The 23,313-nt window shown below is 70.5% G+C and carries 20 protein-coding genes; 10 read left to right on the top strand and 10 right to left on the bottom strand.

Annotation, left to right across the window (positions count from 1 at the left end; all coding sequences use genetic code 11):
• Positions 1-509 precede the first annotated feature (509 nt).
• Positions 510-1,148, top strand: coding sequence for a hypothetical protein (locus ACIRNI_RS31690; RefSeq protein ID WP_403556807.1), 639 nt, complete (start codon positions 510-512; stop codon positions 1,146-1,148).
• A 37-nt stretch (positions 1,149-1,185) separates the two neighbouring features.
• Positions 1,186-3,876 (top strand): Helicase associated domain protein, encoded by a 2,691-nt coding sequence (locus ACIRNI_RS31685; protein WP_403556805.1) that lies wholly within the window; start codon positions 1,186-1,188, stop codon positions 3,874-3,876.
• 357 nt (positions 3,877-4,233) lie between these two features.
• On the opposite strand, the gene ACIRNI_RS31680 is transcribed toward ACIRNI_RS31685, so the two are convergent.
• Positions 4,234-4,440, bottom strand: coding sequence for a hypothetical protein (locus ACIRNI_RS31680; RefSeq protein ID WP_403556803.1), 207 nt, complete (start codon positions 4,438-4,440; stop codon positions 4,234-4,236).
• A gap of 82 nt (positions 4,441-4,522) precedes the next feature.
• Complete coding sequence (locus tag ACIRNI_RS31675) at positions 4,523-4,915, bottom strand: hypothetical protein (protein ID WP_403556801.1); 393 nt, start codon at positions 4,913-4,915, stop codon at positions 4,523-4,525.
• Between the two features lie 801 nt (positions 4,916-5,716).
• Between ACIRNI_RS31675 and ACIRNI_RS31670 the strand changes: the two genes are divergently transcribed.
• From ACIRNI_RS31670 to ACIRNI_RS31660, 3 genes are read left to right on the top strand one after another with little or no spacing between them, the layout of a single operon-like run.
• Positions 5,717-6,922 (top strand): ABC-three component system protein, encoded by a 1,206-nt coding sequence (locus tag ACIRNI_RS31670; RefSeq protein WP_403556799.1) that lies wholly within the window; start codon positions 5,717-5,719, stop codon positions 6,920-6,922.
• Positions 6,915-7,391: a three component ABC system middle component gene (locus ACIRNI_RS31665; RefSeq protein ID WP_403556797.1), complete on the top strand. Its 477-nt coding sequence runs from the start codon at positions 6,915-6,917 to the stop codon at positions 7,389-7,391. Before ACIRNI_RS31670 ends, ACIRNI_RS31665 begins: the two co-directional genes overlap by 8 nt.
• A 20-nt stretch (positions 7,392-7,411) precedes the next feature.
• The gene (locus ACIRNI_RS31660) at positions 7,412-9,367 is read left to right on the top strand and encodes a DUF3732 domain-containing protein (RefSeq protein ID WP_403556795.1); all 1,956 of its coding nucleotides are present in this window, start codon (positions 7,412-7,414) and stop codon (positions 9,365-9,367) included.
• Between the two features lie 128 nt (positions 9,368-9,495).
• Here ACIRNI_RS31660 and ACIRNI_RS31655 read toward each other — a convergent pair whose 3' ends face one another.
• Together ACIRNI_RS31655 and ACIRNI_RS31650 are read right to left on the bottom strand one after the other, a co-directional pair.
• On the bottom strand, positions 9,496-10,806 hold the full coding sequence (locus ACIRNI_RS31655; protein WP_403556793.1) for a replication-relaxation family protein: 1,311 nt from the start codon (positions 10,804-10,806) through the stop codon (positions 9,496-9,498).
• A 395-nt stretch (positions 10,807-11,201) separates the two neighbouring features.
• Entirely contained in the window at positions 11,202-12,578 is a 1,377-nt protein-coding gene (locus ACIRNI_RS31650; RefSeq protein ID WP_403556791.1) for a pentapeptide repeat-containing protein, read from the bottom strand.
• 557 nt (positions 12,579-13,135) lie between these two features.
• Between ACIRNI_RS31650 and ACIRNI_RS31645 the strand changes: the two genes are divergently transcribed.
• Complete coding sequence (locus tag ACIRNI_RS31645; RefSeq protein ID WP_403556789.1) at positions 13,136-13,579, top strand: hypothetical protein; 444 nt, start codon at positions 13,136-13,138, stop codon at positions 13,577-13,579.
• A 654-nt stretch (positions 13,580-14,233) separates the two neighbouring features.
• On the opposite strand, the gene ACIRNI_RS31640 is transcribed toward ACIRNI_RS31645, so the two are convergent.
• Positions 14,234-14,581, bottom strand: coding sequence for a hypothetical protein (locus tag ACIRNI_RS31640; protein ID WP_403556787.1), 348 nt, complete (start codon positions 14,579-14,581; stop codon positions 14,234-14,236).
• Complete coding sequence (locus ACIRNI_RS31635) at positions 14,578-15,027, bottom strand: hypothetical protein (RefSeq protein ID WP_403556785.1); 450 nt, start codon at positions 15,025-15,027, stop codon at positions 14,578-14,580. The genes ACIRNI_RS31640 and ACIRNI_RS31635 overlap by 4 nt, the downstream gene beginning before the upstream one ends.
• A gap of 1,322 nt (positions 15,028-16,349) precedes the next feature.
• On the opposite strand from ACIRNI_RS31635, the gene ACIRNI_RS31630 reads away from it, so the two are divergent.
• The 3 genes from ACIRNI_RS31630 to ACIRNI_RS31620 all read left to right on the top strand — a co-directional run bounded on the left by ACIRNI_RS31630 (position 16,350) and on the right by ACIRNI_RS31620 (position 18,377).
• Positions 16,350-16,694 carry a hypothetical protein gene (locus ACIRNI_RS31630; RefSeq protein ID WP_403556783.1) on the top strand — a complete coding sequence of 115 codons (345 nt, stop codon included), beginning with the start codon at positions 16,350-16,352 and terminating at the stop codon, positions 16,692-16,694.
• Between the two features lie 974 nt (positions 16,695-17,668).
• The gene (locus tag ACIRNI_RS31625) at positions 17,669-17,959 is read left to right on the top strand and encodes a hypothetical protein (protein ID WP_403556781.1); all 291 of its coding nucleotides are present in this window, start codon (positions 17,669-17,671) and stop codon (positions 17,957-17,959) included.
• A 106-nt stretch (positions 17,960-18,065) separates the two neighbouring features.
• Positions 18,066-18,377, top strand: coding sequence for a hypothetical protein (locus tag ACIRNI_RS31620; protein WP_355368142.1), 312 nt, complete (start codon positions 18,066-18,068; stop codon positions 18,375-18,377).
• 719 nt (positions 18,378-19,096) lie between these two features.
• Here ACIRNI_RS31620 and ACIRNI_RS31615 read toward each other — a convergent pair.
• The 3 genes from ACIRNI_RS31615 to ACIRNI_RS31605 all read right to left on the bottom strand — a co-directional run bounded on the left by ACIRNI_RS31615 (position 19,097) and on the right by ACIRNI_RS31605 (position 21,378).
• Positions 19,097-19,387 carry a hypothetical protein gene (locus ACIRNI_RS31615; protein ID WP_403556779.1) on the bottom strand — a complete coding sequence of 97 codons (291 nt, stop codon included), beginning with the start codon at positions 19,385-19,387 and terminating at the stop codon, positions 19,097-19,099.
• Between the two features lie 237 nt (positions 19,388-19,624).
• Positions 19,625-19,993, bottom strand: a complete 369-nt coding sequence (locus ACIRNI_RS31610; RefSeq protein ID WP_403556777.1) for an STAS domain-containing protein — start codon at positions 19,991-19,993, stop codon at positions 19,625-19,627.
• Positions 19,990-21,378, bottom strand: a complete 1,389-nt coding sequence (locus ACIRNI_RS31605; RefSeq protein WP_403556775.1) for a PP2C family protein-serine/threonine phosphatase — start codon at positions 21,376-21,378, stop codon at positions 19,990-19,992. The genes ACIRNI_RS31610 and ACIRNI_RS31605 overlap by 4 nt, the downstream gene beginning before the upstream one ends.
• A gap of 843 nt (positions 21,379-22,221) precedes the next feature.
• On the opposite strand from ACIRNI_RS31605, the gene ACIRNI_RS31600 reads away from it, so the two are divergent.
• Positions 22,222-22,608, top strand: coding sequence for a hypothetical protein (locus ACIRNI_RS31600; protein WP_403556774.1), 387 nt, complete (start codon positions 22,222-22,224; stop codon positions 22,606-22,608).
• Positions 22,609-22,617: 9 nt separating this feature from the next.
• Here ACIRNI_RS31600 and ACIRNI_RS31595 read toward each other — a convergent pair whose 3' ends face one another.
• Positions 22,618-23,079 (bottom strand): GNAT family N-acetyltransferase, encoded by a 462-nt coding sequence (locus tag ACIRNI_RS31595; RefSeq protein ID WP_403556809.1) that lies wholly within the window; start codon positions 23,077-23,079, stop codon positions 22,618-22,620.
• Positions 23,080-23,313 lie beyond the last annotated feature (234 nt).

The following is a 23,313-nucleotide window of genomic DNA, read 5'->3' as shown; positions in this document are numbered from 1 at the left end:
CCCGCGGCGCGGGTACCACATCGCTGCGCGATGTGCAAGCGAACCCCCGCGCTGCGCGCGGGGGTTGCGCTCCCGCTCCGCGGGAGCGTTGGTGGCTCGCGCAGCGAGCCACTCACCTCCGGTACTGCGTACCGGAGGTGACGCCCTGTCCGCTGCGCTTCCAGGGCTAGGGGCTGCGCCCCTGTTTTCCGGGCTTCCGCTTCGCTTCAACCCGGAGTCGGCGGGTTCGCTGCGCTCCCCCGCCTCAACGGTCCTTGCGGCTACGCCTCCAGGACCGCCTGGGCCCGCTGGCGCGGGCCGGGCTGGCTGTGAGGGTGGGGGTGCTCGTTCGTGTCGGGTTCCAGTGTAGCGCTGCATCAGCTTGATGCAGCATGTACCGTTGGCGGAAACACGGGACACCCCCAACCGCCCGGAAACCCTCCCTCATTTTCGAGAGGAATGACCGAATGACCGGTCACTATAACTCTACCGGAGCAGATTCCGCGCTGAGCAGCCATTCTGTACGGCGGGTGAGTCAGTATCAGACGGCGGGCGCCAACGCCCGGTTGAGGCTGTTCGCGCTCCTGGCCGCCCAGGGCGTGCCCGCGGCTGAGGCTGACGACCTGGTCGCGGCGCTGGAGGCCGGAGCGGTCGCCGGGGCGCAGAGCAAGGTTGTCGAACTGGACGGGATAGCGCCGGCCTCTCAAGGCGCGCGGTGCGCGGACGGCTGGGACGAAGGCGTTGCGGCGGTGAGCGAGGCCCTGGTGTGCATTGCGGACCAGGACTGGCAGAGGCGTGGCGGCCGGTCGGCCGGGGCTGCTGATTGGGCCGTACATATCGCGGACGTGAGGCAGCGTGAGCGGGCCGACCTGGTGGGGCTGGAGAGGTTCGTCCGGGAGGTCGTGCTGCCGCGCACGCACCCGCACACCACCGAGCGGCGCCGGGTGCTGGAGGCGCGGGGTGAGGCCGGCGGTCTGTACACCGCGCGGACACGGGACACGGATGGGGACGTCATCGTCTGCACGCTCGGTGCCGGGCACTACGACCCAGACGACAAGCCGGGGTGGAAGCGAGGGAAGTCGGACGGGACGCCCGGCGGCTGGCACCTCGCGGGCGCCTCGATCTGGGACGACTCAGCCGCGTACTCACACCCGCACGTAGCCGTCTGAATAGCTGCCGGAATAAGGCACCAGGGGAGGCAAGGAAATGTCTGCAATCCAGCTCAAGGAACACCAGGTCGACCAGAAGACGGCTTTCCGTAAGTGGGTGGGATTCCCTGCAAGGTCAGCTGTGCCCCCGCAGGGTGCCCGTGCCACGATCGTGTCAGCGACCGGATCGGGCAAGACGATCATGGTCGCCGCGTGCGCGCTGGAGTGCTTCCGGGACGGGCGGGTCCTCGTCACCGTCCCGACCCTGGACCTGCTCGTGCAGACCGCCCAGGCGTGGCGTCTGGTGGGCCACCGCTCCCCCATGGTCGCGGTGTGCTCGCTGGAGAACGACCCGGTCCTGAACGAGCTGGGCGTGCGCACCACCACGAACCCCATCCAGCTCGCGCTGTGGGCGGGGTCCGGGCCGGTCGTCGTGTTCGCCACGTACGCCTCCCTGGTGGACCGTGAGGACGTCGACGCACCCGAGGGGCAGCGGAAGGTTCGCGGGCCGCTGGAGGCCGCTCTTGCGGGCGGAGAGCGGCTCTACGGCCAGCAGATGGCGGGCTTCGACCTCGCCATCGTGGACGAGGCCCACGGCACCGCCGGTGATCTTGGCCGTCCGTGGGCAGCGATCCACGACAACGCCCGGATCCCGGCGGACTTCCGGCTCTACCTGACCGCGACCCCGCGCATCCTCGCCGCTCCCCAGCCGCGAAGGGGCGCCGACGGCCAGGAGGCGGAGCTCGCGAGCATGGCCGACGACCCGGAGGGCACCTACGGCGCGTGGATCACAGAACTCGGTCTGAGCGAGGCGATCGAGCGCGAGATCCTCGCCGGGTTCGAGATCGACGTGCTGGAGATCCGCGACCCCTCGCCGGTTCTCGGGGAGTCGGAGGAGGCGCGGCGCGGCCGGCGTCTGGCGCTGCTGCAGACCGCACTCTTGGAGCACGCCGCAAGGTGGAACCTGCGTACGGTCATGACCTTCCACCAGAAGGTGGAAGAGGCCGCGGCGTTCGCGGAGAAGCTGCCCGAGACGGCGGCCGAGCTGTACATGAACGACGCCTCCGACGAGGACCTGGCCGCCGCGGAGAAGCTCCCGGCGTCGTCGATCGACGCAGAGTTCTACGAGCTGGAGGCCGGCCGCCACGTCCCGCCGGACCGGGTGTGGGCGGCGTGGCTGTGCGGCGACCACCTCGTCTCCGAGCGGCGCGAGGTGCTGCGGCAGTTCGCAGGCGGCATCGACGCGGCCGGGCGCCGGGTCCACCGCGCCTTCCTCGCCAGCGTTCGCGTGCTCGGCGAAGGCGTCGACATCACCGGCGAGAGGGGAGTCGACTCGATCTGCTTCGCCGACACCCGCGGCTCCCAGGTGGAGATCGTGCAGAACATCGGCCGGGCGCTCAGGTTGAACCGCGACGGCTCCACCAAGGTGGCCAGGATCATCGTGCCGGTCTTCCTCCAGCCCGGCGAGGACCCGACCGACATGGTCGCCAGCGCCTCGTTCCGCCCCCTCGTAGCCGTCCTCCAGGGCCTGCGCTCGCATGACGAACGTCTGGTCGAGCAGCTCGCTTCCCGGGCGCTCACGAGCGGGAAGCGCAAGGTGCACGTCCGGCGCGACGAAGAGGGGCGCATCGTCGGGGCCGGCGGCGGGGGCGACGGCGAGGACCAGGAAGACGACGACACGCAGGCCGCCGCCGAAGCCGCCCTGCTCCACTTCTCCAGCCCGCGCGACGCCGCCACGATCGCGGCCTTCCTGCGCACCCGGGTCTACCGGCCAGAGTCCCTGGCCTGGCTGGAGGGCTACCAGGCCCTGCTCCGCTGGCGCAGGGAGAACGAGATCACCGGCCTCTACGCCGTCCCCTACGACACCGAGGTCGAAGTCGGGGCGACCAAGGCGTTTCCGCTCGGGCGATGGGTCCACCAGCAGAGGAAGGCCCTGCGGGCCGGTGAGCTGGAGGACCGACGCAAGACACTGCTGGACGCGCCGGAAGCCGGGATGGTGTGGGAGCCGGGTGAGGAGGCGTGGGAAGCGAAGCTCGCCGCCCTCCGCTCCTACCGGCGCGCCACCGGGCACCTCGCGCCCCGGCAGAACGCAGTGTGGGACGAGGACGAGGCAATGGTGCCCATCGGGCAGCACATGGCCAACCTCCGGCGCAAGGGCGCGAAGAACGGCCTGGGCAAAGACCCGGAACGGGCCGCCGTACGCGCGGCGCAGCTCACCGCCATCGACCCCGACTGGAACTGCCCATGGCCCCTGGACTGGCAACGGCACTACCGGGTGCTCGCCGACCTGGTCGACGCCGACGGCCACCTGCCCGAGATCGAACCCGGGGTGCTGTTCGAGGGCGACGACATCGGCACATGGCTCCAGCAGCAAAAGCAGCCGACCGTCTGGGCGCGGCTGCTGCCCGAGCAGCAGGAGCGGCTCACCCCGCTGGGCATCAAGCCGCTGGAGGAGCCGTCTCCCGCCCCAGCGGAGGCAGCTCCGGCGAAGGGCTCGGGGAAGGCCGGGAGCAAGGCTGAGGCGGCGTTCCAGCGGGGCCTGACCGCCCTCACGCAGTGGGTCGAACGGGCGGGGCAGCGGCCCGTCCCGCGCGGCGCTGTCGTGGAGATCGAGGTCGACGGCAAGGCGGAGCCGGTGCCGGTGAAGCTGGGGGTGTGGCTCTCGAACACGAAATCCAGGAGGGACCGGCTGGACACCGACCAGCGCGACGCCCTCGCCGCACTGGGGATGCAGTGGGCAGCACCCTGATGGTGGCGGACGGGCGCGCGGGCTCGACTGGATGTGAGCTGGCGCCGAAGGGCGGGGCATCTGCCACCGGCGCCTGATGGGCGAGACACTCTCGTACGAGGTGCTGCGGGGGCCGACCAGCGGCAGGCCGAGCAGGCACAGCGCACCGAGAGGGACCCGCAGAAGCTGTTTACCGAGGCGTGCCTGCACGGGCTGAAGGCTCGGCGGTGGGGCGGCGTCGCCTCGCTGGCAGGTACCTGCCGCCGCACGTGGAGGCTTCCTTGATCGCCCGTGACGTGCGGCCCGGCCGCCCGGGACGCCGGGGCCCGGTCGCGTGTGCGGCCGGGTCCCGGCGGTGCTCCGCTGTCGGAGAGGGCGTCAGCGTACGTCGACGTAGTCCGCGGGTGAGGGCGCCCAGGTCGAAGTGGTGCTGCCGCCGTAGACCAGTCGCCAGGAGCCGTCGTTCCAGGCGGCGCGCTTGAGGCTGACGGAGCCGGTGGAGCCGGTCAGGCCGGTGGCGACGACCGACCAGGTGGTGCCGCCGTCCGCTGATTCTCCTGCGCGCCTTGCGCCCGGCCGTGCCATCGTCTTGAGGCCGTCGTCAGCCGCCCCGCCACCCGGCAAACCGTCTACAGTCGCCGCGCGGTCATCCCAGAAGGCTGCGCGGTCAGCGACGCCGGCCGCCGCCGATGCGGCGGCCGTCGGCCAGTGCGGTAAGCGGGCCGAACTCGCGGGCAAGCTGGCTCCACGTCAGAACCTCGCCACAGCGGGCCGGGAACTCCTTCGGGTTGAACTCGGGCATGGTCCAGGTGCCAGTGCCCCGGTCCCGCAGCCACAGGTCCCCGTCACCGTCGACCACAGTCGGCGGGACCGGTACGGGCTCGGCCTGATCGGCGGGCTCCCAGGTGACCCGGCCCGGGTGGGAAACGCGGCGCAGCTCGGTGGTGGCCAGCCGCGCTGCCAAGTCACGGGTGGACTCTTCGGCGTCCTTGACCGACGCGAGTCGGAATGCGTCGTCGAGTACGGGCAGGGCTGGATTCTTGCTGCGCTTTGAACTCATACGCTGACTACCTCCGGTGGGGGGCGTCACATCCGTTATGGCACCCCGTAGAGCAACACGGTATCCGAGGCGGGAGCCGGGCCGGCTACGACCACGTACGCGTGCCGTCGGCCACGACTCGGGGCGCTTGTGCTCACGGGACCGCACCCCACACCTCGCCGCGGCGGCTACTTTGGCGGGCCGCTCGACAGAGCCGGCGGCCGGGGCGACGTTGAGGCAGCCGGTGTCGGGGAGGGGTGGGCGGGCTGACGGCAACCACGTCGTCGACCGACAGGGCCACAGATAGTGCCCGGCGAGCAGCACATCGTCTGGCGGCGTACTGCGGCCGACCGCCCGGAGCACACCGGCCGCGTCGCGGCCGCCCAGCACTGAGCGTCTGCGACCGCCGTACGGTTCCGGTGATGGCACCGAGCACCGCCTCGGTGGAGTCCCGGCGGCGCAGCTTGTAGAGGGGCTCCCGGCAGATAACGCTGTCCGCTCCCCCGGATCACGAGACCCTCGACGCCGGGCACCTGCGTCCAGGACGTCAGCCACTCCTTGGCCGTCGCCGGGTCGGTGGTCTCAGGGCACCCAGGCTGCGATCGGCGAACAGCCGCTCCAGCTGCGCGCGCCGCTCGCCGTACGGGACGTGCAGCAGCTGGCGACACACCGTTGTGCTCACTCCTGATTGCGGGCCCGGGCTCGCGGCGCGACGCATCCGGCCCGGAGGGGATGGCCCAGTTCACTTTGGGATGCAGCTTTTGGACCTCGACTGTGTGCAAGCAGGTAGACACAGCACGTGCTGCGTGAGGAGACTGGATCATGGCCTTTCAGGTGTCTCATGACGCGTCGGCCTCCGCGCTGGGCTACCTGTACCAGGCGAAGTGGGCGCTGCTGGAGTTGTTTCGGGGGTCGTCGGAACGACCTGACGGAGCGATCAGTCTCGAATTGCATGACGACGTGGCGTGGGAGGTAGCCGACCGTCCTGTCGACCTGCTGCAGACCAAGCTCCATCAACGCTCGACCCGCACTCTGGGCGATCGCGATGACGATCTGTGGCGCACGATCCGATCGTGGATGGACACCCATGATCCCGGTGATGCAGAGGGGCCGTGGCTGACGCTCGTCACCACCCAGCATGCGCGCGAGGGTTCGGCAGCGGCGGCGCTGCGCAGCCCGAGCCGGGATCCTGGTGTGGCTCTGCGACAGCTTGAAACTGCTGCGGCAGAGTCGAAATCGGAGAAGACCGCTGAGGCTAGGGCGCGCTTCCTCGCCCTAACGGCTGGTGAGCGCGCGACGTTCGTTCAGCGCATGCGTGTTATCGACGGCACCCTCGGCATCGACGATCTCGACGCGGCTGTGCGGAAGTGGCTGCTGTTCACTCTCCCGTCCGGCGAGGGTGCGCAGGCGACGTTCATGGAGCAGTTGTGGGCGTGGTGGTACGACCAGGTCATCGAGATGCTGCAGAAGCGCCGGACGAGCGTGTCGGTGGGGATGGTGCATCGTCGGGTTGAGCAGATCCGGGATGACTACGCTGCGGATCGTCTTCCTACTCTGGCAGAGCGGAGCGACTGGCAGGCTGCCCAGCAGGAGGGCGTGGACTATAGCGAGCGGTTCTTCGTCCACCAGCTGCGGTGGGTCAACCTCGGCCGGCGGGAGCTGGAGAAGGCAATGATGGACTACTACCGCGCCTATAACCAAGCAGTGGCCTGGGCCGACAATGACCTGATCGGCCTAGATGAACTGGACCGCTATCAGGCCGACTTGGTCGACGAGTGGGAGCGGCTTTTTGCCCGCATGGTCCGCCGGCTGCCAGCGGATGCGAGCGAGCAGGATCGGCAGGATGCGGGGGAAGAGCTGCTGTGGCAGGTGCTGGACAGCGTGACGGTCAGGATCAGGGATCAGTACGACCAGGTCTTCTTTCACCGCGGCCAGCATCACTGCCTGGCGGATGAAGCCCGGGTGGGGTGGCATCCCGAGTTCTTGCAGCGGGTCCAGGACCTTACCATCGGCACGGTACATGCCTAGCCGCGCACAACAGCCGCAGGCCTTCGCCGCGTTTCTGAATCCGGCGCTGGTGGGTTCGGTGCAGGCCTCGATAGCCCAGGAGTACGAGCTCAAGCGCGGGCGCGCGATGGTCTGGCCGCTGGCGTTGGTCCTTCCCGTGCTGGTGTTGCACCGCTCCACGCGTGAAGCGCTGCCGTCGAGTATCAGGACGCACCTACCGACGTGGGCCGGGCGTCATCCGGCCCTTCTTGCGGGGTTTGGCGCCAGGGTCGACTCGACGTTGCCCGTGCTCCGTGAGGGGCTGCGTTTCGCTCTGCGCCACGGCCTGATCCAGGTGGAGGCCGGAGCCGTGCACGCCATGCCCTTCTCCACGCGACGTGCCGAAGGGGAACTGCAGGAGATGCTGAAGGCGGCCCGCTTGGTGGGCAAGTGGGCGGCGACCGTAGATCAGCCTTCCACCCTCCTGGCGCTACTGGGCGTGAGAGTCTGATCACCGTGCAGCTTCGGTCTTTGATCCTTTACAGCAAGAGCGGCAAGGTGCGCGAGCTGACGTTCAGGCTCGGCGAGCTCAACATCATCACGGGCAGTTCGCGGACCGGGAAGAGCATCATCCTGGACATCGTCGACTTCTGCCTGGGCAGGGACGACGCCCCCGTCTCGGTCGGTCCAATCACCAGGACCGTCGAATGGGTGGCCGTGCTGCTCCAGCTGCCCGACACCCGGGCGTTCGTGGCGCGCCGGCTTCCCGCCAAAGGCAAGAAGTCCGTCTCCACAGCGATGCTCGAGTTCGGCTCCACCCTGCTGCCGCTGCCCTACGAGCGGCTCGCGAACAACTGCGATTCCGACGAACTGCGCCAGCAGCTCGGACGGAGGATCGGCCTGGGCGACGTCCGCAGCGAACCCCAGCCCGGGAGCCTGCAGATGCCGTTCGCCGTTCACCTCGGACATGCAGTGCCGCTGTGTCTGCAGAACCAGGACGAGATCACCACACGCAGCATCCTGTTCCACCGGCAGGGCGAACGAGACGGCGGAGCACGGCTGACCTCCACCCTGCCGTACTTCCTCGGCGCTGTCGGCGAAGATCAGGCGCAAAAGCAGCACGACTTGACGACCGCCCGGCGGCTGTTGCGACGCCGGCAGCAAGACCTGAAGGTGGCCGAGACCGCCGACGGCGACATCGATGCCCACCTGCACCAGCTGCTGGCCCAAGCTCGCACAGCAGCACTGGTCTCAGCCGACGACGAGTTCGACAGCCGCGAGGCGCTAATCGACGCCCTGCGCGAAGCGGTCCGCTTCCCACCGCCAGCCACCGGCGAGGAACACTCCCACACAGAGCGCACCGCAGCACTGCAAGAACGCCGCACCCAGCTACGCGCCAAGCTGAATGAGATCAGCGAGCAGCGACAGTTCCTCATACGGCAGGAAGCCGCGGAAGACAGCTACACCCATGTCGTGCAGCGCGGCATCTCCCGCCTGCACGCCATCGACCTGCTCCCCGACACCGGCTCACACGCTGAAGACACGGCCTGTCCGCTGTGCGGTTCTGACCTGCCGCAGCCCGACCATGCGGTCGAGGACATGCAGCGCACCCTGAACGATCTCCGCGGCCAGCTCACCTCCGTGCACACCGTGCGGCCCCGCCGCGAGCAGACACTGCGGGAACTCACCGACCAGGCCGACACCGTTCGCGAGGAACTCCGCGGAGTCGAAGGAGCCCTCAACGCACTGGCCGAACTGGAAGCCAGCCGGAACCGCTTCCGCGCTCAGGCCGAGGAACAGGCCTTCCTGCGCGGCCGGATCGACGCACACCTCAGCCAGCTCCCCGACACCGGAGACACCTACGAAGGCAGCCTCCTGCAGCTGCGAGCAGCCGCAGCGTTCGCCCAAGCCCAAGTCGACGACCTCGAAGCCGAGCTAGACACCGACGCCATGCAGGACCGGCTCGATCACGCCCTGAACTACATCAGCACCGACATGACCGCCTACGCCCAGACACTCAATCTCGAGCACAGCAAGCGCAGCATCCGCCTCGACGTACGGAAACTGACGGTCCTCGCCGACTCCGACGACGGCATCGTCCCTCTGCTGCGCATCGGCAGCGGCGAGAACTGGGTCGGCTACCACCTCGTCGCGCACCTGGCCCTGCACCGCTACTTCACCCTCCACCAGCGGCCCGTACCCCGCATGCTCCTGCTGGACCAGGTCACCCAGCCCTTCTACCCCTCCGAAGTCGCCAAGGACAGCGGCAACCCCGATCTCATCCGCTCCGACGCCGACCGCAACACCGTCCGCGGCATGTTCGAGCTGATGTACCGCTTCACCAACGACCTGGCCCCCAACTTCCAGCTCATCGTCAGCGACCACGCCAACCTGTCCGACCAGTGGTATCAGGACTGCGTGCGCTACAACTGGCGCAACGGCGACGCTCTGGTCCCCCAGGCCTGGATCGACGAACACACCAGCTAGCCGCCCCGTCCGCTGTGCTGGAGCACGGCCGCGTCGGCGAAGGGGGCCGCCCCGGCCTGGCCCGGCCACCCATCGTCGACGCCGCATCTCCCCCGTGTCCGGCGGGAGGGAGGCGTCGCCCTGTGTGGTCAGCCGCGGCGGCGGAACAGGCCGCGGAGCTTGCCCGGCTTTTGGTCGTGGTCGTGCTCCGGCTCCGGTGGCGTGGCGGCCTGGAGGCGGGCTGCTTCGGCGGCTTCCTTGCGGGCGACGTCGTCGGCGCGGCAAGGGCCGCACACCGACAGGTCGCCGGCCTTCCAGGCCGTCCTCGCGGTGGTCTCCTCCCAGCGCTGGTCGGTGAACTTCTGCCCGCACCGCTTGCACACCGGCCGCCGCGCCGCCCGCTCAGCGGCACGGCGCCGTTCGTCTTCCGCTTCGGCGCGGGCGTACTGGCGGCGGTAGAGAGCGTCGCCGTCGGGGTTGTCGAGCGCGTCGGTCAGAGTCTGCTCGCCGTCCCGTCCCAGGCGCCGCCACACCGCCGCGTCCGCGCCGTGCTCCGTCAGCTGCTCCAGAGTGGTGACGACGACCGGCACGGCCTGGCTGTAGTCCTTCGCCGTGATCGCCTCTCGGTAGTAGCTCTCGTACCGGCGCGGCGCCCAGTAGCGGCGGCCGGCGTCCTCCAGCATGGCGACGGTGTTGGTGACCTTCGCCTCGGTGGTGTCCGCGAACACGAACGCGAGGGGGACCAGGCCCTCCCGGCCGGTAGGCGGGTAGACCCTGCGCCACAGCCGCTGCTCGTGGTCGACGTCCTCGATCGCGGCCGGCCGGGAGCGGACCAGGTCCACGGTGCGCTTGGCCGCGTCCTTCGGGAGCAGCCGGCCCCACTCCCAGTACCGGCGCAGCTTGGCGACCAGGTCGTGCGCGTCCTCGGTACGGCGGTCGATCTCCAGCAGCATCACCGGCACCCCTGCCGTCGGCGCCCGCACCACCAGGTCCGCCCGCTGGACGTACCCGTCTGCGAGCCGGTGCGGAATCTCGGTGGCGAAGCCGAGCCGGTGGCCGATCCCGGCACGGTGGAGTTCGGCGGCCGTCGAGGTGACCGCCGCCGCGTGGTCGTCGTAGCTGGCACCGAGCAGCTTCCCGGTGACCGGGTCGTACTTCTCCTCACGCAGCGCCGAGACCCGTATGCCCTTCGGCTCCAGCAGCCGCTTCGCCTCGCCGTGTCCACGCTTCGTCAGCACCCACACCTGCCGCTGGTCCTCGCGTACCAACTCGATCCTCACCAGGTGGTGGTCCTGAAGATCCAGGAGGTTGTCGCGCGTGAGCTTGTCGTGCTGGTTGTCCGGACGGGTCAGCTTCCACAACTGATCGGGCGTCGCCCTCTGGAAGATCCCCAGCGCTTGCAGGAGCTCCCGGCGCCTGGGCCCGGTCGAGTTCTTCCTGTGCTTGGGGCGTGTTGCCACATCTACATGAGGGTTGTCGGACCTGCGACGACCCACTTCCGCCGCGCCTGACCTGCAAAACGCCCGGCGGCTGAGTGCGGGGCGCGGAGGGGGTGATGGAGGGGTCCACGGAGGGGGGCTGTCCGGGCTGGTCAAGGTGCTGCTCGGGGTCGTCTGCGGACACAGGACGCTCCTGAAGGTGGGGCGGGCCTATCCCGCCATTCACCGTCTACAGGTGCGGAATTCGGGCTCCGTGTGACGTCGGCCTCGGAGAACCCCTCCACCGTGACCGCATCGTGATCAACCCTGTCCTGTCTCACTCAATCGAGTCGGATTCTCGGCGAACCGAGTCGCCCGGGCTTCTCTCTCCCCCGGGCAAGTCCGGCCTTAACGGTTTGGATGCTCGGGTCAGTCGCTCAGCGCTTTACCCGGCCGCGGACCGCCAAGAAGACCAGGGCCAGCAGAACCGGCTCTACCAGACGGCAAGTCATCTCAATATAGGTCCCGGCCACGGTCAGGCCCTGTCCTGCGGAGCGGAAGAGAACAGAGTTCAGGGCGATTCTTCCCGCCCTCTCCGCTCGGGGCCAGGTGAACCCTTCGGGATACGGTGGCGCGACGCCACCGGGGCGCGGGTTCTCGTTGATCATTTCGATCTTCTGCCCGGCGATCACCACCGTGCCCTTCGTCCGGGGTTCGGCCGGCAGCCCCACCCACATCAGCAGCACGACAGTCAGCACTAGGGCGGCCAGCAGCCAGATCAGAGCACGAAGGGCACCCAACCCGTAGCCAGAGACCGCCCAGTAGCCCCGTAGCAGGAACCGCTCGACCAGGGGACGATGCTGCGTGTTGCGGCGCATCTCCATCTCGCCGTAGTAGAAGCCCGCCGCATCCGGCTGATTCTTGGAGTCCTCCAGCGCCTTGCGCAGCTGGCGGTACAAAGGAGCCAGGCCAGAGGGCTTCGCAATCGTCCCGGCGTTGGCCTCGCAATCGTCCTCTTTGACCGGCTTCCATCCCTTCTTTCCCTTGCTTGCGCGCCAGTGATGCTCCTCGATCAGTGTGGGCCTGTGAAGGTGAAAACGGACCCTGGGGCTCGGCTGGAATGTGACGTGTCCCAGACTGAGCTGGTCGAGATGCACGGTGCCCGTGAACCTGCAGGGGGCAAGATCGACGTCGTTGAGGGCCAATCGACCCGCATCGATGCCGCTGAGCGAGCTGATGCGGACCAGCGGCTTCCCTCCCTCGTCGAGTCTTTCTTTGTCCCGCTCATCGAGGGCGTAGTTCGAGCGCAGCGCCTCGCGCACCCGCTCGTCCATACCCTCCAGTTCAGTGGGACGGGAAGTGATGCTCAATGAAACCTCAGGAAGCGCGTCAGTGAGGTCCACGGTGGTATAGCGCAGGCGCATGCCAGCAGCGGACTCCCACCGGGTCCGCCGACAATTCAGGCAGCGTGCGGCCGCCTCGATGGTCACGGGTCCACGGAACACGGCCCCTGACAGATCCAGCTGCCCCTTGCAAGCCAAGGGCCCAAGCTCGTGCGCGGTGAACGTCGCTCCGGGGAACGAGGCGTCACCGCAGAAGGTCACGTGGCCGAACCCAGCATCGCCGGTGAACGTCGCTTCATGGAACGAGGCGTCACCGCAGAACGTGGCCTTGTGGAACCAAGCGTGCCCGTCGAAGTGGGCTTCGTCGAACGATGCTTTACCGGAGAACGTGGCCCCGCTGAACTGGGCGATTCCGAAGACCGAGCGTCTGGTGTTCGGGTCCTTGAGCGCTTGCAGGAGTCTTTCGAGCAACTCCTCAGTAAAGGTGGTGCCCCGATGGTCGATGTTCGCCCCGGGACGTAGGCCAGTTAGGTATTGCTCCTGCTCATCCCGGGAGAGATGTGCCAGGCAGGCGGTGTGGCGAGCGACACGGACGCCCCGACAGCTGACTGGATGTGCTGTCGCTGGCTGCCCGCAATGGGACCAGTCTGGGGGTGTTTCGTCTGCCATGACCCGATGATTCCTCTACGGGACTTGTGCTCTCCCGTTCCACGCTGCGACTCGGCTGGTCGGGGACCTATTTCTCCCTCGCACGGCCTACGCGCCCGGGTAGCTCGGTGTCTCAGGTCGACTGCGATGGGAAACGAGACCTGCCGACCTGTCTCAACGAACCGGGTCCACGTATCTCACCAAATCCAGTCCATGCGGGTCAGCGCCTTCTGGGCGACTGACTTCGTTGAGACAGAACAACCCCGGAGGGGGAGAGTTCTCCCCCCGTCAGCGGCCGGACTCTGTCCACAGGCCCGCAGTTCGAGGGTTCCTTCGAGGCCGCCGCGATGAGTGAGGCGGCCCGACGATGAGGAGCACCCATGCCCGAGAACACCGTGACCGCGCCGCTCGCCCCGATGGAGCCGCAGGACGTTGCCGCTACCTTCGCCTACATCCGGGCGTTGCAGGCCGACGACATGGACACCGCCTGCGCGGTCGCCGACTACACGGGCCCGGAACTGCACCGGCTGCTCCTAGACGTCGCCGCACGCATCATCATCCCCATCACCGCCGTGGACGACCACGACGGGGAGCCCTGCGAGCACTCCTTCCTGGCCGCCGCGCTCGGCCGGCTCCTGCTGGAGCTCCTGTGCCACGGCGTGTGCCTGGGCGGTCTGCCGGGCATCGCCGACACCATCACCCGCTTCACGGAGAACATCCTCACCGAGGACCACGGCGACGTCGCCTACGCCCTGCGCCAGCTGGAGGCCGCGGGGATGAAGCAGGCGATGGAGGCGCACCCGGCGCACCGCACCACCGCGTAGCCGCACCTCCGGAATGGCGGTGGTGCGGTCCAGCGCGCACCCCTGGCGCACCACCGCACCATCGCGGTGCGTTCCACCGCACCACCGCACCACACCGCGCCAACTCGGTACGCACCACCGCGCCACCGTGGTGCGTTCCACCGCACCGCACCGCCGGGCGCCGGCGGTGTGGTGCGGCGTCGCCGCACCACACGGGGCGCACGCCACGGCCGGGCGGGCTCCTCTATCACACACCCCCTTGACCGCGACCTGATCGCAAGCCGAAACCGGCGATGTCAAGGAGAAACGTCGCGGTAGCAGACCTGGACAAGGGGGTGTAGCAGAGCCGGACAAGGGGTCGTGCGCCTCCGGCCGCACCTGATGGAGGGGGTGGTCGGCGGTGGGCGCACCGGTGCGGTGCGGGACATCGGGTGCGGCGCACCGGCGCGCGCGAGTGCCGGACATCGCCGGACGGTGCGGCGCACCGGGTGCGGTGGCGCACCGGAGTGGTGCGCACCACGGTGGAGTCCATCGTCGTCCGGCGCACCGGAGTGGGCTCCACTCGGTGGAGCCCATCGGGTGGAGTCCACTGAGTGGAGCCCACTCGATGTTCTGCATCCGGTGGCGATGCGCGGCATCGGGTGGACTCCACTCAGTGGACGGTGCCTGACACCGTCACCACAGCCAGGCGTTGGAGTGCCGCACTCGGGACAGGGCGCGGGCGTCGCGGCGCGCGGCGGCGTTGCCGATCCGGTTCTGCCGGGAGCGGGGCCGGCGCGAGTTCCTCGCGGCAAGGCGGCGCTTGGCGGCTTCCTGGAGCCGCTGGCGCTGCTTGCGCAGCTCCGCCTTCTTCGCGGCCTTCGACTTCGGCTTCCGGGGGCGCTTCCAGATCGGCTGCCACCCCACGGGCTCGTCGGGGACGGGCTCCTGGTCCTCGTCGAGCGCGGCGGCCATCTGCTCGCGTGCGGCACGGGCGCGGGCGAGGGCTTCGTCGGGGTTGGGGCGTTCTTCCGGGGTGTTCACGTGACTCCTCCTGTGGTTAGGCCCGGCGTGTGCTGGGTGCCGGGTTGCTGGGTGTGCGGCTGCGGGGCCGTCGCCGGGGCGGGCTGCGGGCGGGGGCCGTGGGCGGCTTCGCGCGCCCGCCGGCTGTCCTGGAGCGTGGCGATCACCTGCGCGGCGGCGGCTTCCAAGGTCTGGCGGGTCTGCTCCACCGCGTCGACGCCGGTCTCCGGCTCCGGGAGACGGCCGTCCTTCCGGCCGTCGCGGAAGGGCCGCGGATGCGACGGCCTCGAGGCGGTGGGCACCGCGACGGTGTACGGGCGGGGGCGCGAGCCCAGGCGTTCCGCTCGGCGCGCGGCGCGGACCCGGGCGGCCAGGGCGCCGGCGGCGAGGCGGGCCCGCTCGTACGGTGCCGCCGTGCGGCTGCGGGTCAGCGGGCGCAGCACGGCCTGGTCCGCCCGTGGGGTCAAGTCTTCCCGCGCTGGACGCTGTTCCTGCGCGGTCGGCGGGTGCCGCGCTGGCTCCCGCTCGCCCCGGCTCTGCTCGGCGCTGCCACGCTCGCCCCGTACGGCGTTGTGGGGGTCGGATACTTGGCCCTGGCCACGGCCGACGTCGTGACGATGCGGCGCGGCGACTTCCACTCCTCGGGCGACGCGCTGCTGGTCGGCTGGATCGGGGTGGTCGCCTTCGCCGTCTACGGCATCGCCTTGATCATCGCGGCTCGCTCGTACTGGCTGCGGACGCGCGCGCCCCGCTTACCAGACGACGGTCGCCACCGAGTGACCGTCCGTGGCGGAGCATTCAACTCGCCACTGACACAAAGGGCGAGCCGAGCAGTCCAGGATGAGCGAAGCACCGCCACAATCGCCCCGAGCTGCTCGGCACGGCCCCACACTCCGAAGCGGGCCGCCCAGACCCCAGTTGCCGAAGCAGCCGGTTGGGGAACGAAGAGCAGCCCTGGGGAAAAGCGGAGATCCGCATCACCGGCGGGACGTGGACCTCGCGCAGGGTGTCGACCAGGTCCGGGAAGCGGCCCTCGCGGCGGCGCGGAGCTGCGGCGCGGAGCTGCGGCGCGGAGCGGCGAAGGCCGTACGGCGGGCAGCGGAGGGGGCGAAGCGCGGCGCAGCGGCAGCACGGGCGAGCGCGCGGAGGCCGTTCGGCGGCCAGCGGGGCCGGGCGGGGAGCGGCTGGCGGGCGGGCAGCGGCTGGCGGGCGGGCAGCGGAGCGGCAGCTCGCGCGCGGCGCAACGCCCGAACTGCGCCTGGACGACCGGCCCGAACGCACAGCGGAGCGCGGCGAACGGGCCCCGGGCGCGCGGCGACCGTAGGGCGCGCAGGCGGCGGGAGGCGACCTCGGCCAGCGAACGGTCCAGACGCGAAGCGGAGCGGCGCGGGGCGGCGCGGGGCGGCGCGGGGCGGCGAGAGGGCGGCAAGCCTGTGGCCAACGGACGCTCGCCGCATCCAGGCATACCGCCTCACAACCAGGGCAACAGCACACCACACCGCTCGGCTCCCCCTCCGAGCACCGCGGCCCCGCCACCATCCCCCCGGTGGCGGGGCCGCCCACCCTTCACACCTCCGCCAAGAAGCACAGGTGGCAACACGCGAGCTCGGCCGTACTCCACGCCGCGCCGCCGCACCTCCTCGACCACGTCGTGGGTCCCGGCGTACTCGGCGGTGTACGCCGCGACGGGTGAGGAGCAGTGCAGGGGCCGGGGCTGCGTCGCCGTGTTCCTCCTCACAGGCGGGGACGACGGTGTGACGAGAGGCTGGCGGGCACCGTCTGGGAGGGCATGAACGACCTGACCGATGAAGACATCGTCCGTGCGGTGCGCGGCATCGTCGCCATGGAGGCTTCACGCGACGCGCTGGCCGCGCGGGTCACCGCGCTACGCACCGCCACAGCCGCCGAGGATCTGGCCGAACGCGACCGCTGCGGCAACGCCATGGCCGACGCCGACACCCGGATCCTGCTGGAGTCGATCGAGGTACTCGACCGGCTCGGTATGACGGCCGCGGCCATGGCCTGCTCCCACGTCGCCCAGGAAGAGGGCATCCTGCCGCCTGCCTGCCCCCGCGCGGACGACGCCTCACCCTGGCCGCTCGTGCGGGCCCGCTCGGCCGGCACCGATCGGTAGAGCCCGGCGCGCTCGTACAGCGTGCCCGGCGCATGCGCAGCCGCGCCGGGCCTGGTCCGCCGCACCAGGACCGGCCCCGCCCACGCACCGCCTCCCAGCGGTCGTCGGTGAACTTCACCCCGCGACCGGTGCACACCAGCCGCTGCGCCTGCTGCTCGGCGGCCTCACGCTTCATCTTCCGTCGCCGGGCCTGCTCCCACTGCACCGCATACAGCCGGTCGCTGTCCTGGCTGCGCCATCTCGGCCTCGTGTCAGTGACCCACAATGGGATATACCGCGCCGTGACAGTGGGGCGCGTTGTCCGTGTCACCCCCATGCCAGCAGCGGACAGCCACTCACCCCCTCCATGACCAGCGAAAAGGCCTCGCTTCCTCTTGGGGTTCAGGCGCGCCGCTCCCGGCAAGCCTGCACAAACTTGATGCAAACCCACACGGCCACGGTGAGGACACCGGCCAAGACGATGCTGCCGACCAGGAAGGGAGCGGTCATACCGCCAGCATCTCAGGCGATCACCCATCAACCTTCAGTGGTCCCGACTACGGGGTGGGGTGCCTGGAAGCGTATGCCCCGGGGATGGTCTTGCCGCGCACCACAGCGCGGCGCCGGGTTGCTGGAGGCGCTGGGCGATGCCGGCGGCCTGACGACCCCGGCACGGGTGGCGGCCCTACGGAGCGGCGACGGGCCCTCGGCCAGCGACCGTACAGCAGGCGGCGACGGCGAGCGGCGAAGCGGCCCGGCCGTACCGACGACCAGCCCGAACGCGCGCAGGCGGCGAGCGCGTCCAGCTCGGCCTGAGCAGGCGCGAGAACGGCACAGCCCAGCTACGCGCAGACGGCGGGCGACGGGCGTACAACGCCCAGCCGCGGAGCGGCAACCAGCCCGCGCGCGGCAGCACAGGCGAGCGGCGGGCGTAGGACGCGCGGCGACCACACGGCGGGCGACAACCAACCGGCGGACCCGGGCGGCACAGCCCCATGACCATCCGACCGACACGAAACGCGGCAGCACGGCGGCGCGACCTCGACGCCGCAGCGGTCAGTCGAGCACAGCGCGGCCCCCGTACGGCCGGGCACGGTACAGCGACCGGCCCGAACACGCGGCCCCGCGCAGCCGCCCGGCGCGAGCGGTACGGCGACCACAGCCGGCGGCGATGGCAGAACGGCGCGCGAGCGCGCGGCGGGGCGCGGGCGGCCGCGGCGCGGCAGCAGGACGACGGCCCGACGGCGGCGGCGCAGCCCGAGGCCGCCGAACAGCGGCGGGCGTAGCTGGTGGCGGCAGAAGCACAAGGGGCAAAACGGCGGGGCGCAGCTGGCGCCCCGCCCGGCGTCCTGGGTTCCGTGTCCCACCTGCACTAGTACGCGTTGGCGATGCATGAACCGTATCCACGTCACTGGCGCGCTGGCGCTGCTCACCGCCAGCAGCGCCCTAGGCATTGCTACACCCGCAAGCGCTACCTCCATCATCGGCTTCGGCAACGCGGCCTTCGACAACGCCTGCGTCAACATCGGTGGCCCTCGTGCCGGTGGTGCCACGAAGCAGCACAGCGGCATCATCACCGGCCTCGGTGTCGCCTTGCCCGCCAGCAGCCCAAGCAACCAATGCGGCACCCTGGGACTGCCAACCGGCCTCCATGAGATGGGTGGTGTGGACGTAATTGGCACATTGACGGGCGGGGAGGTCTAGCCGCACGGCTGCGCGCGATCACCTCACCCCGGCTCTGACACCGCCCCCGGATCACCAGATGCCGGGGCATCTCAATGCAGAAGTCAAGCCGCCGCAGGCACCGGTGCAGCGGCCGCGATCTCGACGTCAGCACCCGACAGGCGCAGCGGCGGGCGGACCTCGACGTCCCAGCGGGGCGGGGAGCGGGCGCCATCGGCGACACGGCAGCCGTACGAAGGCGCTGATCGTCGATGGCGGCGAGGCCCACGCGGCTGAGGGCCCGAGCCCGGCCGGGCCGGCCTGCACGCGGCGACCCCACGACGGCCGGCGGAGCGGCGGCGCGGGCGGCCCCGGGGCGCGCGACGGCGGGCGCGCGGTACACCGATCGCGCCCATGACCGGCCCGAGCGCGCGAGGGCGAATGCACGACCACCCCAGCGCGGGACACCGCTCCCGACCCGACAACGCAGTCCGGGCGACGGGCCCAGCTGCACGGCGCGGCGCCGCTCGTACGGCTCGGTCAGCAGCTCACGCTCGTCGACCTGGAGGATGTCGAAGGCGATGAAGTGGGCGGGCAGCGTGGTCGCGAGCTGCTCGACTATGCGCCCGCGGCGAAGGCGCGGCGTTGCAGTGCCTCGAAGGACAGCCGCCCCTGGTGCCACACGACAATCTCGCCGTCGAGGACCAGGCTGTGTGGTAGTTGCGCGGCCGCGGTGACGAGATCGGGAAAGTGCAGCTGAATCAGGCGCCGTGCCGGGACTGCAGCAGCACCAGCCCGCCCGGGATCTGCCCGCCGTTCTCCGCCAGGCCGTGCTTGCGCAGATCGGACAGCGCCCCGGTATGCGAGGCAGTGCGAGCCTGCTTCCGCTTCGACGGCGTCGGCTTGTCGGTGTGGCGGTGGCTCAGGTGCGGAGCCGCGATCTGCTGGATCTGTTCGACCGTCGCGACCTTCACCACCCCGAGCACGCGCGGCACGTCACCGCGCAGGTTGTTCGACGACCCCGCCGGGTTCTCCTCACGCTTCCCCGCCATCAGCTGCGCTCCCTCCCCGTCGTCTGTCGCGCGCGGCCACCTGCCGAGCGCCGGCCGCGCCCGGCCGCATACGCCGCGGCCCGACGTGTAGCGCCTGGCGGAGCGGATGAGCGCGCGTCGCGACCAGTACGTTGGTCGCGGCGCGCGCTTGGCCATGCCCCCGTGCCCTGCGGGAGGAAAGGCCGGGCCCGTGCAGTGCTAGCCAGCTGTTGGCGCCGCCCTGGCGAGCGAGAGGTTTCAGGCGGTGGTGCGGTTGCTTTGGCGTGCGGCAAGCGCGGCGTCGGCGCTGGGAAAGATGGGCAGGAAGGTGTCCATCCCGGTGACGCTGAGCAGGCGGCTCAGCCGGTCGGGGATGGCCGCCAGGGTCAGCGAGCCGTCGGCGTCCTTGGCGCAGCGCCAGATGCCGACGAGGGCGCCCAGCCCTGAGGAGTCGCAGAAGGTGACGCCCGCCAGGTCGGCGACCAAATGGGGGTGGCCGTTTTCAAGGAGTTCCAGGGCGCGGGTCCGCACGGCAGGGGCGGCGGTGATGTCGAATTCACCGGACAGTGCGATCACGGCCAGGGTGCCGTCGGTGTGCGGGACGTCGATGTGGAATGTGTCGGTCATGGGCGTCGGTTCTCCTGCCCGACGGAGGCGTCGGCGGTCGGGGCGGCGGCGCTGTGGGCGGTGGTGGTGATGCCCGCGGGAGCGACATCGGGTGGGGGGACGGACAGAGCCAGCAGGGCAACGTCGTCGCGTTCAGTGTCGGGGAGGGTGTCCAGGAGCACGACGGTGTCGTCGATCAGCGAGCCGGCCCTGACCGGCGCCGGCCGCCGGGCGAGGAAGTTGGTCAGGCCTGTGTCGGCGAGCATGTGGCCATCGGCGGTGCGGGCCTCGGTCAGCCCGTCGGTGTAGAGCAGCAGGCCCTGGCCGGGCGCCAGGTGCAGGGTGCGTGAGGCGAAGGTGGCTTCGGCGATCGCGCCGACCAGCATGCCGCCCTCGGCGCGGACCGCCTCCACCCGTACACCGCCTTCCTCGGTGGGGCACAGGTGGTAGGCGGGCGGATGGCCGCCGGTGGCCAGCGTGACCGTGAAACCGCCATCCCGGGCGGGATCGAGCAGGCCGAAGATGGCAGTGCAGAAGCGGGTACCAACCGCCGCGTCCAGCAGCAGCGCCGTGTTCAGCGCATTCAGCGCAGCCGTCGGGTCCGCGTCGACGAGGGCTGCGGCCCGCAGCGTGTAGCGGGTCAGTGAGGTGACCGAGGCGGCTTCGGCGCCCTTGCCGCACACATCGCCCAGGAAGAACGCCCACCGGTCCCCGCCGATGGGGAAGACGTCGTAGAAGTCGCCGCCCACTTCCTGCGGGGAGGCGGTCTTGTAGTGGCAGGCCAGCTCCAGCCCGGGTACCGCGGGCAACGCGGGAGGCACCAGGGTGCGCTGCAGAGTGGAGGCGAACGCGGCGATGGCCGCCTTGTCCCGCTCCGCCCGCTGCCGGGCCTCTTCCTCCGCCTGGCGCTTGTCCTGCTCGACCTTGCGGCGCTCCTGCTCGGCGCGCACCACGTGCAACGCCGACAGCCGCAGCTCCAGCTGGTCACGCACCACCGCCGCCAAGTCCGCGAGCGTGGCCGAATCCGCCTCGCTGATCTCGCGGGGGCGGGTATCGAGGACGTTGACCGTGCCCAGCCGGTACCCGTCGGCGGTGATGATCGGAGCGGCGGCGTAGAACCGCACCCCCATCGGGCCGGCGACCAGCGGGTTGGAGCAGGCGACCGGGTCCAGCAGGGTGTCGGGGATGACAGTGGTGTCATCCGTCAGGACCGCCGAGGCGCACAGGCCCGGATCCCGGCCGATCTCGCTGACACCTTCCAGGCCGTGCGTGGCCTTGAACCAGATCCGGTCCTCGTCCACGATCGTCACCGTCGCCACCGGAACCTCGAACAGACGCGCGGCCAGCGCTGCGACCCGGTCGTAGGCGCCGTCTGGAGGGGTGTCGAGAATGTCGTAACGGCGCACCGCCGCCAACCGTGCCGCCTCGGCCGACGCGGCCACAGGCCCGCTCGGTGCTATCGCAGGCGGGCTCGCTTGCTCCGGCATAACCCTCGTCTCGCTCATCCCCCCCGGAAGGTGCCGACCAGACAGTCAGCACCCAGGCACTGTACCCAAACGCCTCAGCGCACCCGACCCGACGACGAGCTTCGCGGAAACAGCCGCAACTCGGCGCAGTGATCACCGAAAGGCGAAACGGGACGGCCTTCGCGGCCCGGCGGTTCGTCGACCGCAGCCTGCTGGTCGACCTGAGCGCGAGCCCGGACAGGGACGCTGCACCACCCCGGCCAGATCGAGGAGGTCTGCCGCCGCGAGGACCTGGTGGACCTGGTGTCCGCCGACACCCCGCTCGGTCCGGAGCAGTCCGCTGCTCGTCTTCGGGTGCGCAGGGTCGAGTTCGACTAGATGGTGCGGCTCGGCTGGGTCCGCGCCCCGCAGTCGATCGAGGTCCGCTTCGGCAACCAGCCGGGCCGGGCCGTCGACGTCGCGCTCTACACCACGGCCTCCGTCACGCGGTCATGCCCGCCCACCCCGAGGTCGACTGGGAGCAGCTGCGCACCGTGGAGAAGGGCCGACGCTCCCCACTCGCCGCGCTGGCGAAGCAGGCCGCCCCGGCCTGAGCGGGCCACCCAGCGGCGGCCGTTCGGCGACCCCAGCGCGGGGCGCGAGCGCGCGGCCGTACGACGGCGGGCGGACCTCGACGTCGCAACAGGACCGGAGCGGCGGAGGCGGCCCGGCCAGCGCACACAGCGGGCAGCGCGGCAGCGCACGGGCAGCGGATCGCGAACGGTCCAGACGCGAAGCAGCGAGGTGGCCGTACGACGGGCGCACGGCGGCGCGACCCCGGCACGCGCGGCTGCGCGCAGCGGTGGCGTACGGCCGACGTGGGCCGGCCGTACGGCGGGCGGCCAGGTGGTGGCCCGCCGCGAACGGCCCAAGCATGCTGCCGCCGTGCGGCGGCGCGGCATCCGCTGCACCATCCCGGACAAGACCGATCAGGCCCGCAACCGCAAGAAGCGCGGCTCGCGCGGCGGCCGGCCGCCGAAATTCGATCCCGAGGACTACAAGGCCCGGCACGCGGTCGAGTGCGGCATCAATCGCCTCAAAAGAAACCGCGCCGTGGCTACCAGATACGACAAAGTCGCGGTCCGTTACGAGGCGACCGTCCTCGTCGCGGCCATCGACGAGTGGCTATGACTGACCACGTCACGATGGCGCTGCGTAACAGCGGATGGCTACCGTCTGGTGCGGACTCCACTGCTGCTCGACTGTGGCCATCAGCTCCCAGCCCAGCCGCTCATACAGGGCTGCCGCCGCGGTATCGGATGCGACGACGTCGAGCACCGGATGCAGGCCACGACGCCGCGCTTCCTCCACTGCTTGGCCGATCAGCAGTGCACCGATCCGATGTCCCCTCGCCTGCGGGGCAACGAACAGCCTGCTGACCACGGCGGTCATACCCCGCGTCGCCCCGTTCCGCTCGCTCCACAACGTCGGGGCCATATCGTCTTCGCCGCCTCGCGACAAACTGACATGCCCGACCAGGCCGCCTTCGAGTTCGGCAACCCAGGAGCCCAGCAGGGGACCGCGTGACAGCCACTCGCCGGGCTGATCCGGCCAGTTCACCGGATAGCCGTCGCGCGCATGGACCTCCGCGAGGACCCGCACGCACTCCTCAACATCGCCATCGGCCCTCTGCCGGACCCAGCGGCTCGGCCTCTCATCCAGCACCCCGGAGCTCTCGATGTTCACTCGGGCATAGAAACACAGGCCACAGAGTCACAACCAGTCACTTTCGATACAGGCCCTAGGGGGTGTCCGGAAAGTCATGGGAGCCAGAGTCGGAGGCAGGCGAGGGTGACCATGGCTTGGTAGTGGACGGCTCGTTTGTCGTAGCGGGTG

The organism is Streptomyces sp. NPDC093546, from assembly GCF_044765045.1.
Taxonomy (GTDB): domain Bacteria; phylum Actinomycetota; class Actinomycetes; order Streptomycetales; family Streptomycetaceae; genus Streptomyces.
This window is presented reverse-complemented; position numbering and strand designations above follow the sequence as displayed.

What these genes read in the sequence shown, in the direction of transcription:
- ACIRNI_RS31685 (WP_403556805.1), top strand. Translation starts at nt 1,186, where the DNA reads ATGTCTGCAATCCAGCTCAAGGAACACCAGGTCGACCAGAAGACGGCT.
- ACIRNI_RS31680 (WP_403556803.1), bottom strand. Translation starts at nt 4,440, where the DNA reads ATGGCACGGCCGGGCGCAAGGCGCGCAGGAGAATCAGCGGACGGCGGC.
- ACIRNI_RS31675 (WP_403556801.1), bottom strand. Translation starts at nt 4,915, where the DNA reads ATGAGTTCAAAGCGCAGCAAGAATCCAGCCCTGCCCGTACTCGACGAC.
- ACIRNI_RS31670 (WP_403556799.1), top strand. Translation starts at nt 5,717, where the DNA reads ATGGCCTTTCAGGTGTCTCATGACGCGTCGGCCTCCGCGCTGGGCTAC.
- ACIRNI_RS31665 (WP_403556797.1), top strand. Translation starts at nt 6,915, where the DNA reads ATGCCTAGCCGCGCACAACAGCCGCAGGCCTTCGCCGCGTTTCTGAAT.
- ACIRNI_RS31645 (WP_403556789.1), top strand. Translation starts at nt 13,136, where the DNA reads ATGCCCGAGAACACCGTGACCGCGCCGCTCGCCCCGATGGAGCCGCAG.
- ACIRNI_RS31630 (WP_403556783.1), top strand. Translation starts at nt 16,350, where the DNA reads ATGAACGACCTGACCGATGAAGACATCGTCCGTGCGGTGCGCGGCATC.
- ACIRNI_RS31625 (WP_403556781.1), top strand. Translation starts at nt 17,669, where the DNA reads ATGACCATCCGACCGACACGAAACGCGGCAGCACGGCGGCGCGACCTC.
- ACIRNI_RS31620 (WP_355368142.1), top strand. Translation starts at nt 18,066, where the DNA reads ATGAACCGTATCCACGTCACTGGCGCGCTGGCGCTGCTCACCGCCAGC.
- ACIRNI_RS31615 (WP_403556779.1), bottom strand. Translation starts at nt 19,387, where the DNA reads ATGGCGGGGAAGCGTGAGGAGAACCCGGCGGGGTCGTCGAACAACCTG.
- ACIRNI_RS31610 (WP_403556777.1), bottom strand. Translation starts at nt 19,993, where the DNA reads ATGACCGACACATTCCACATCGACGTCCCGCACACCGACGGCACCCTG.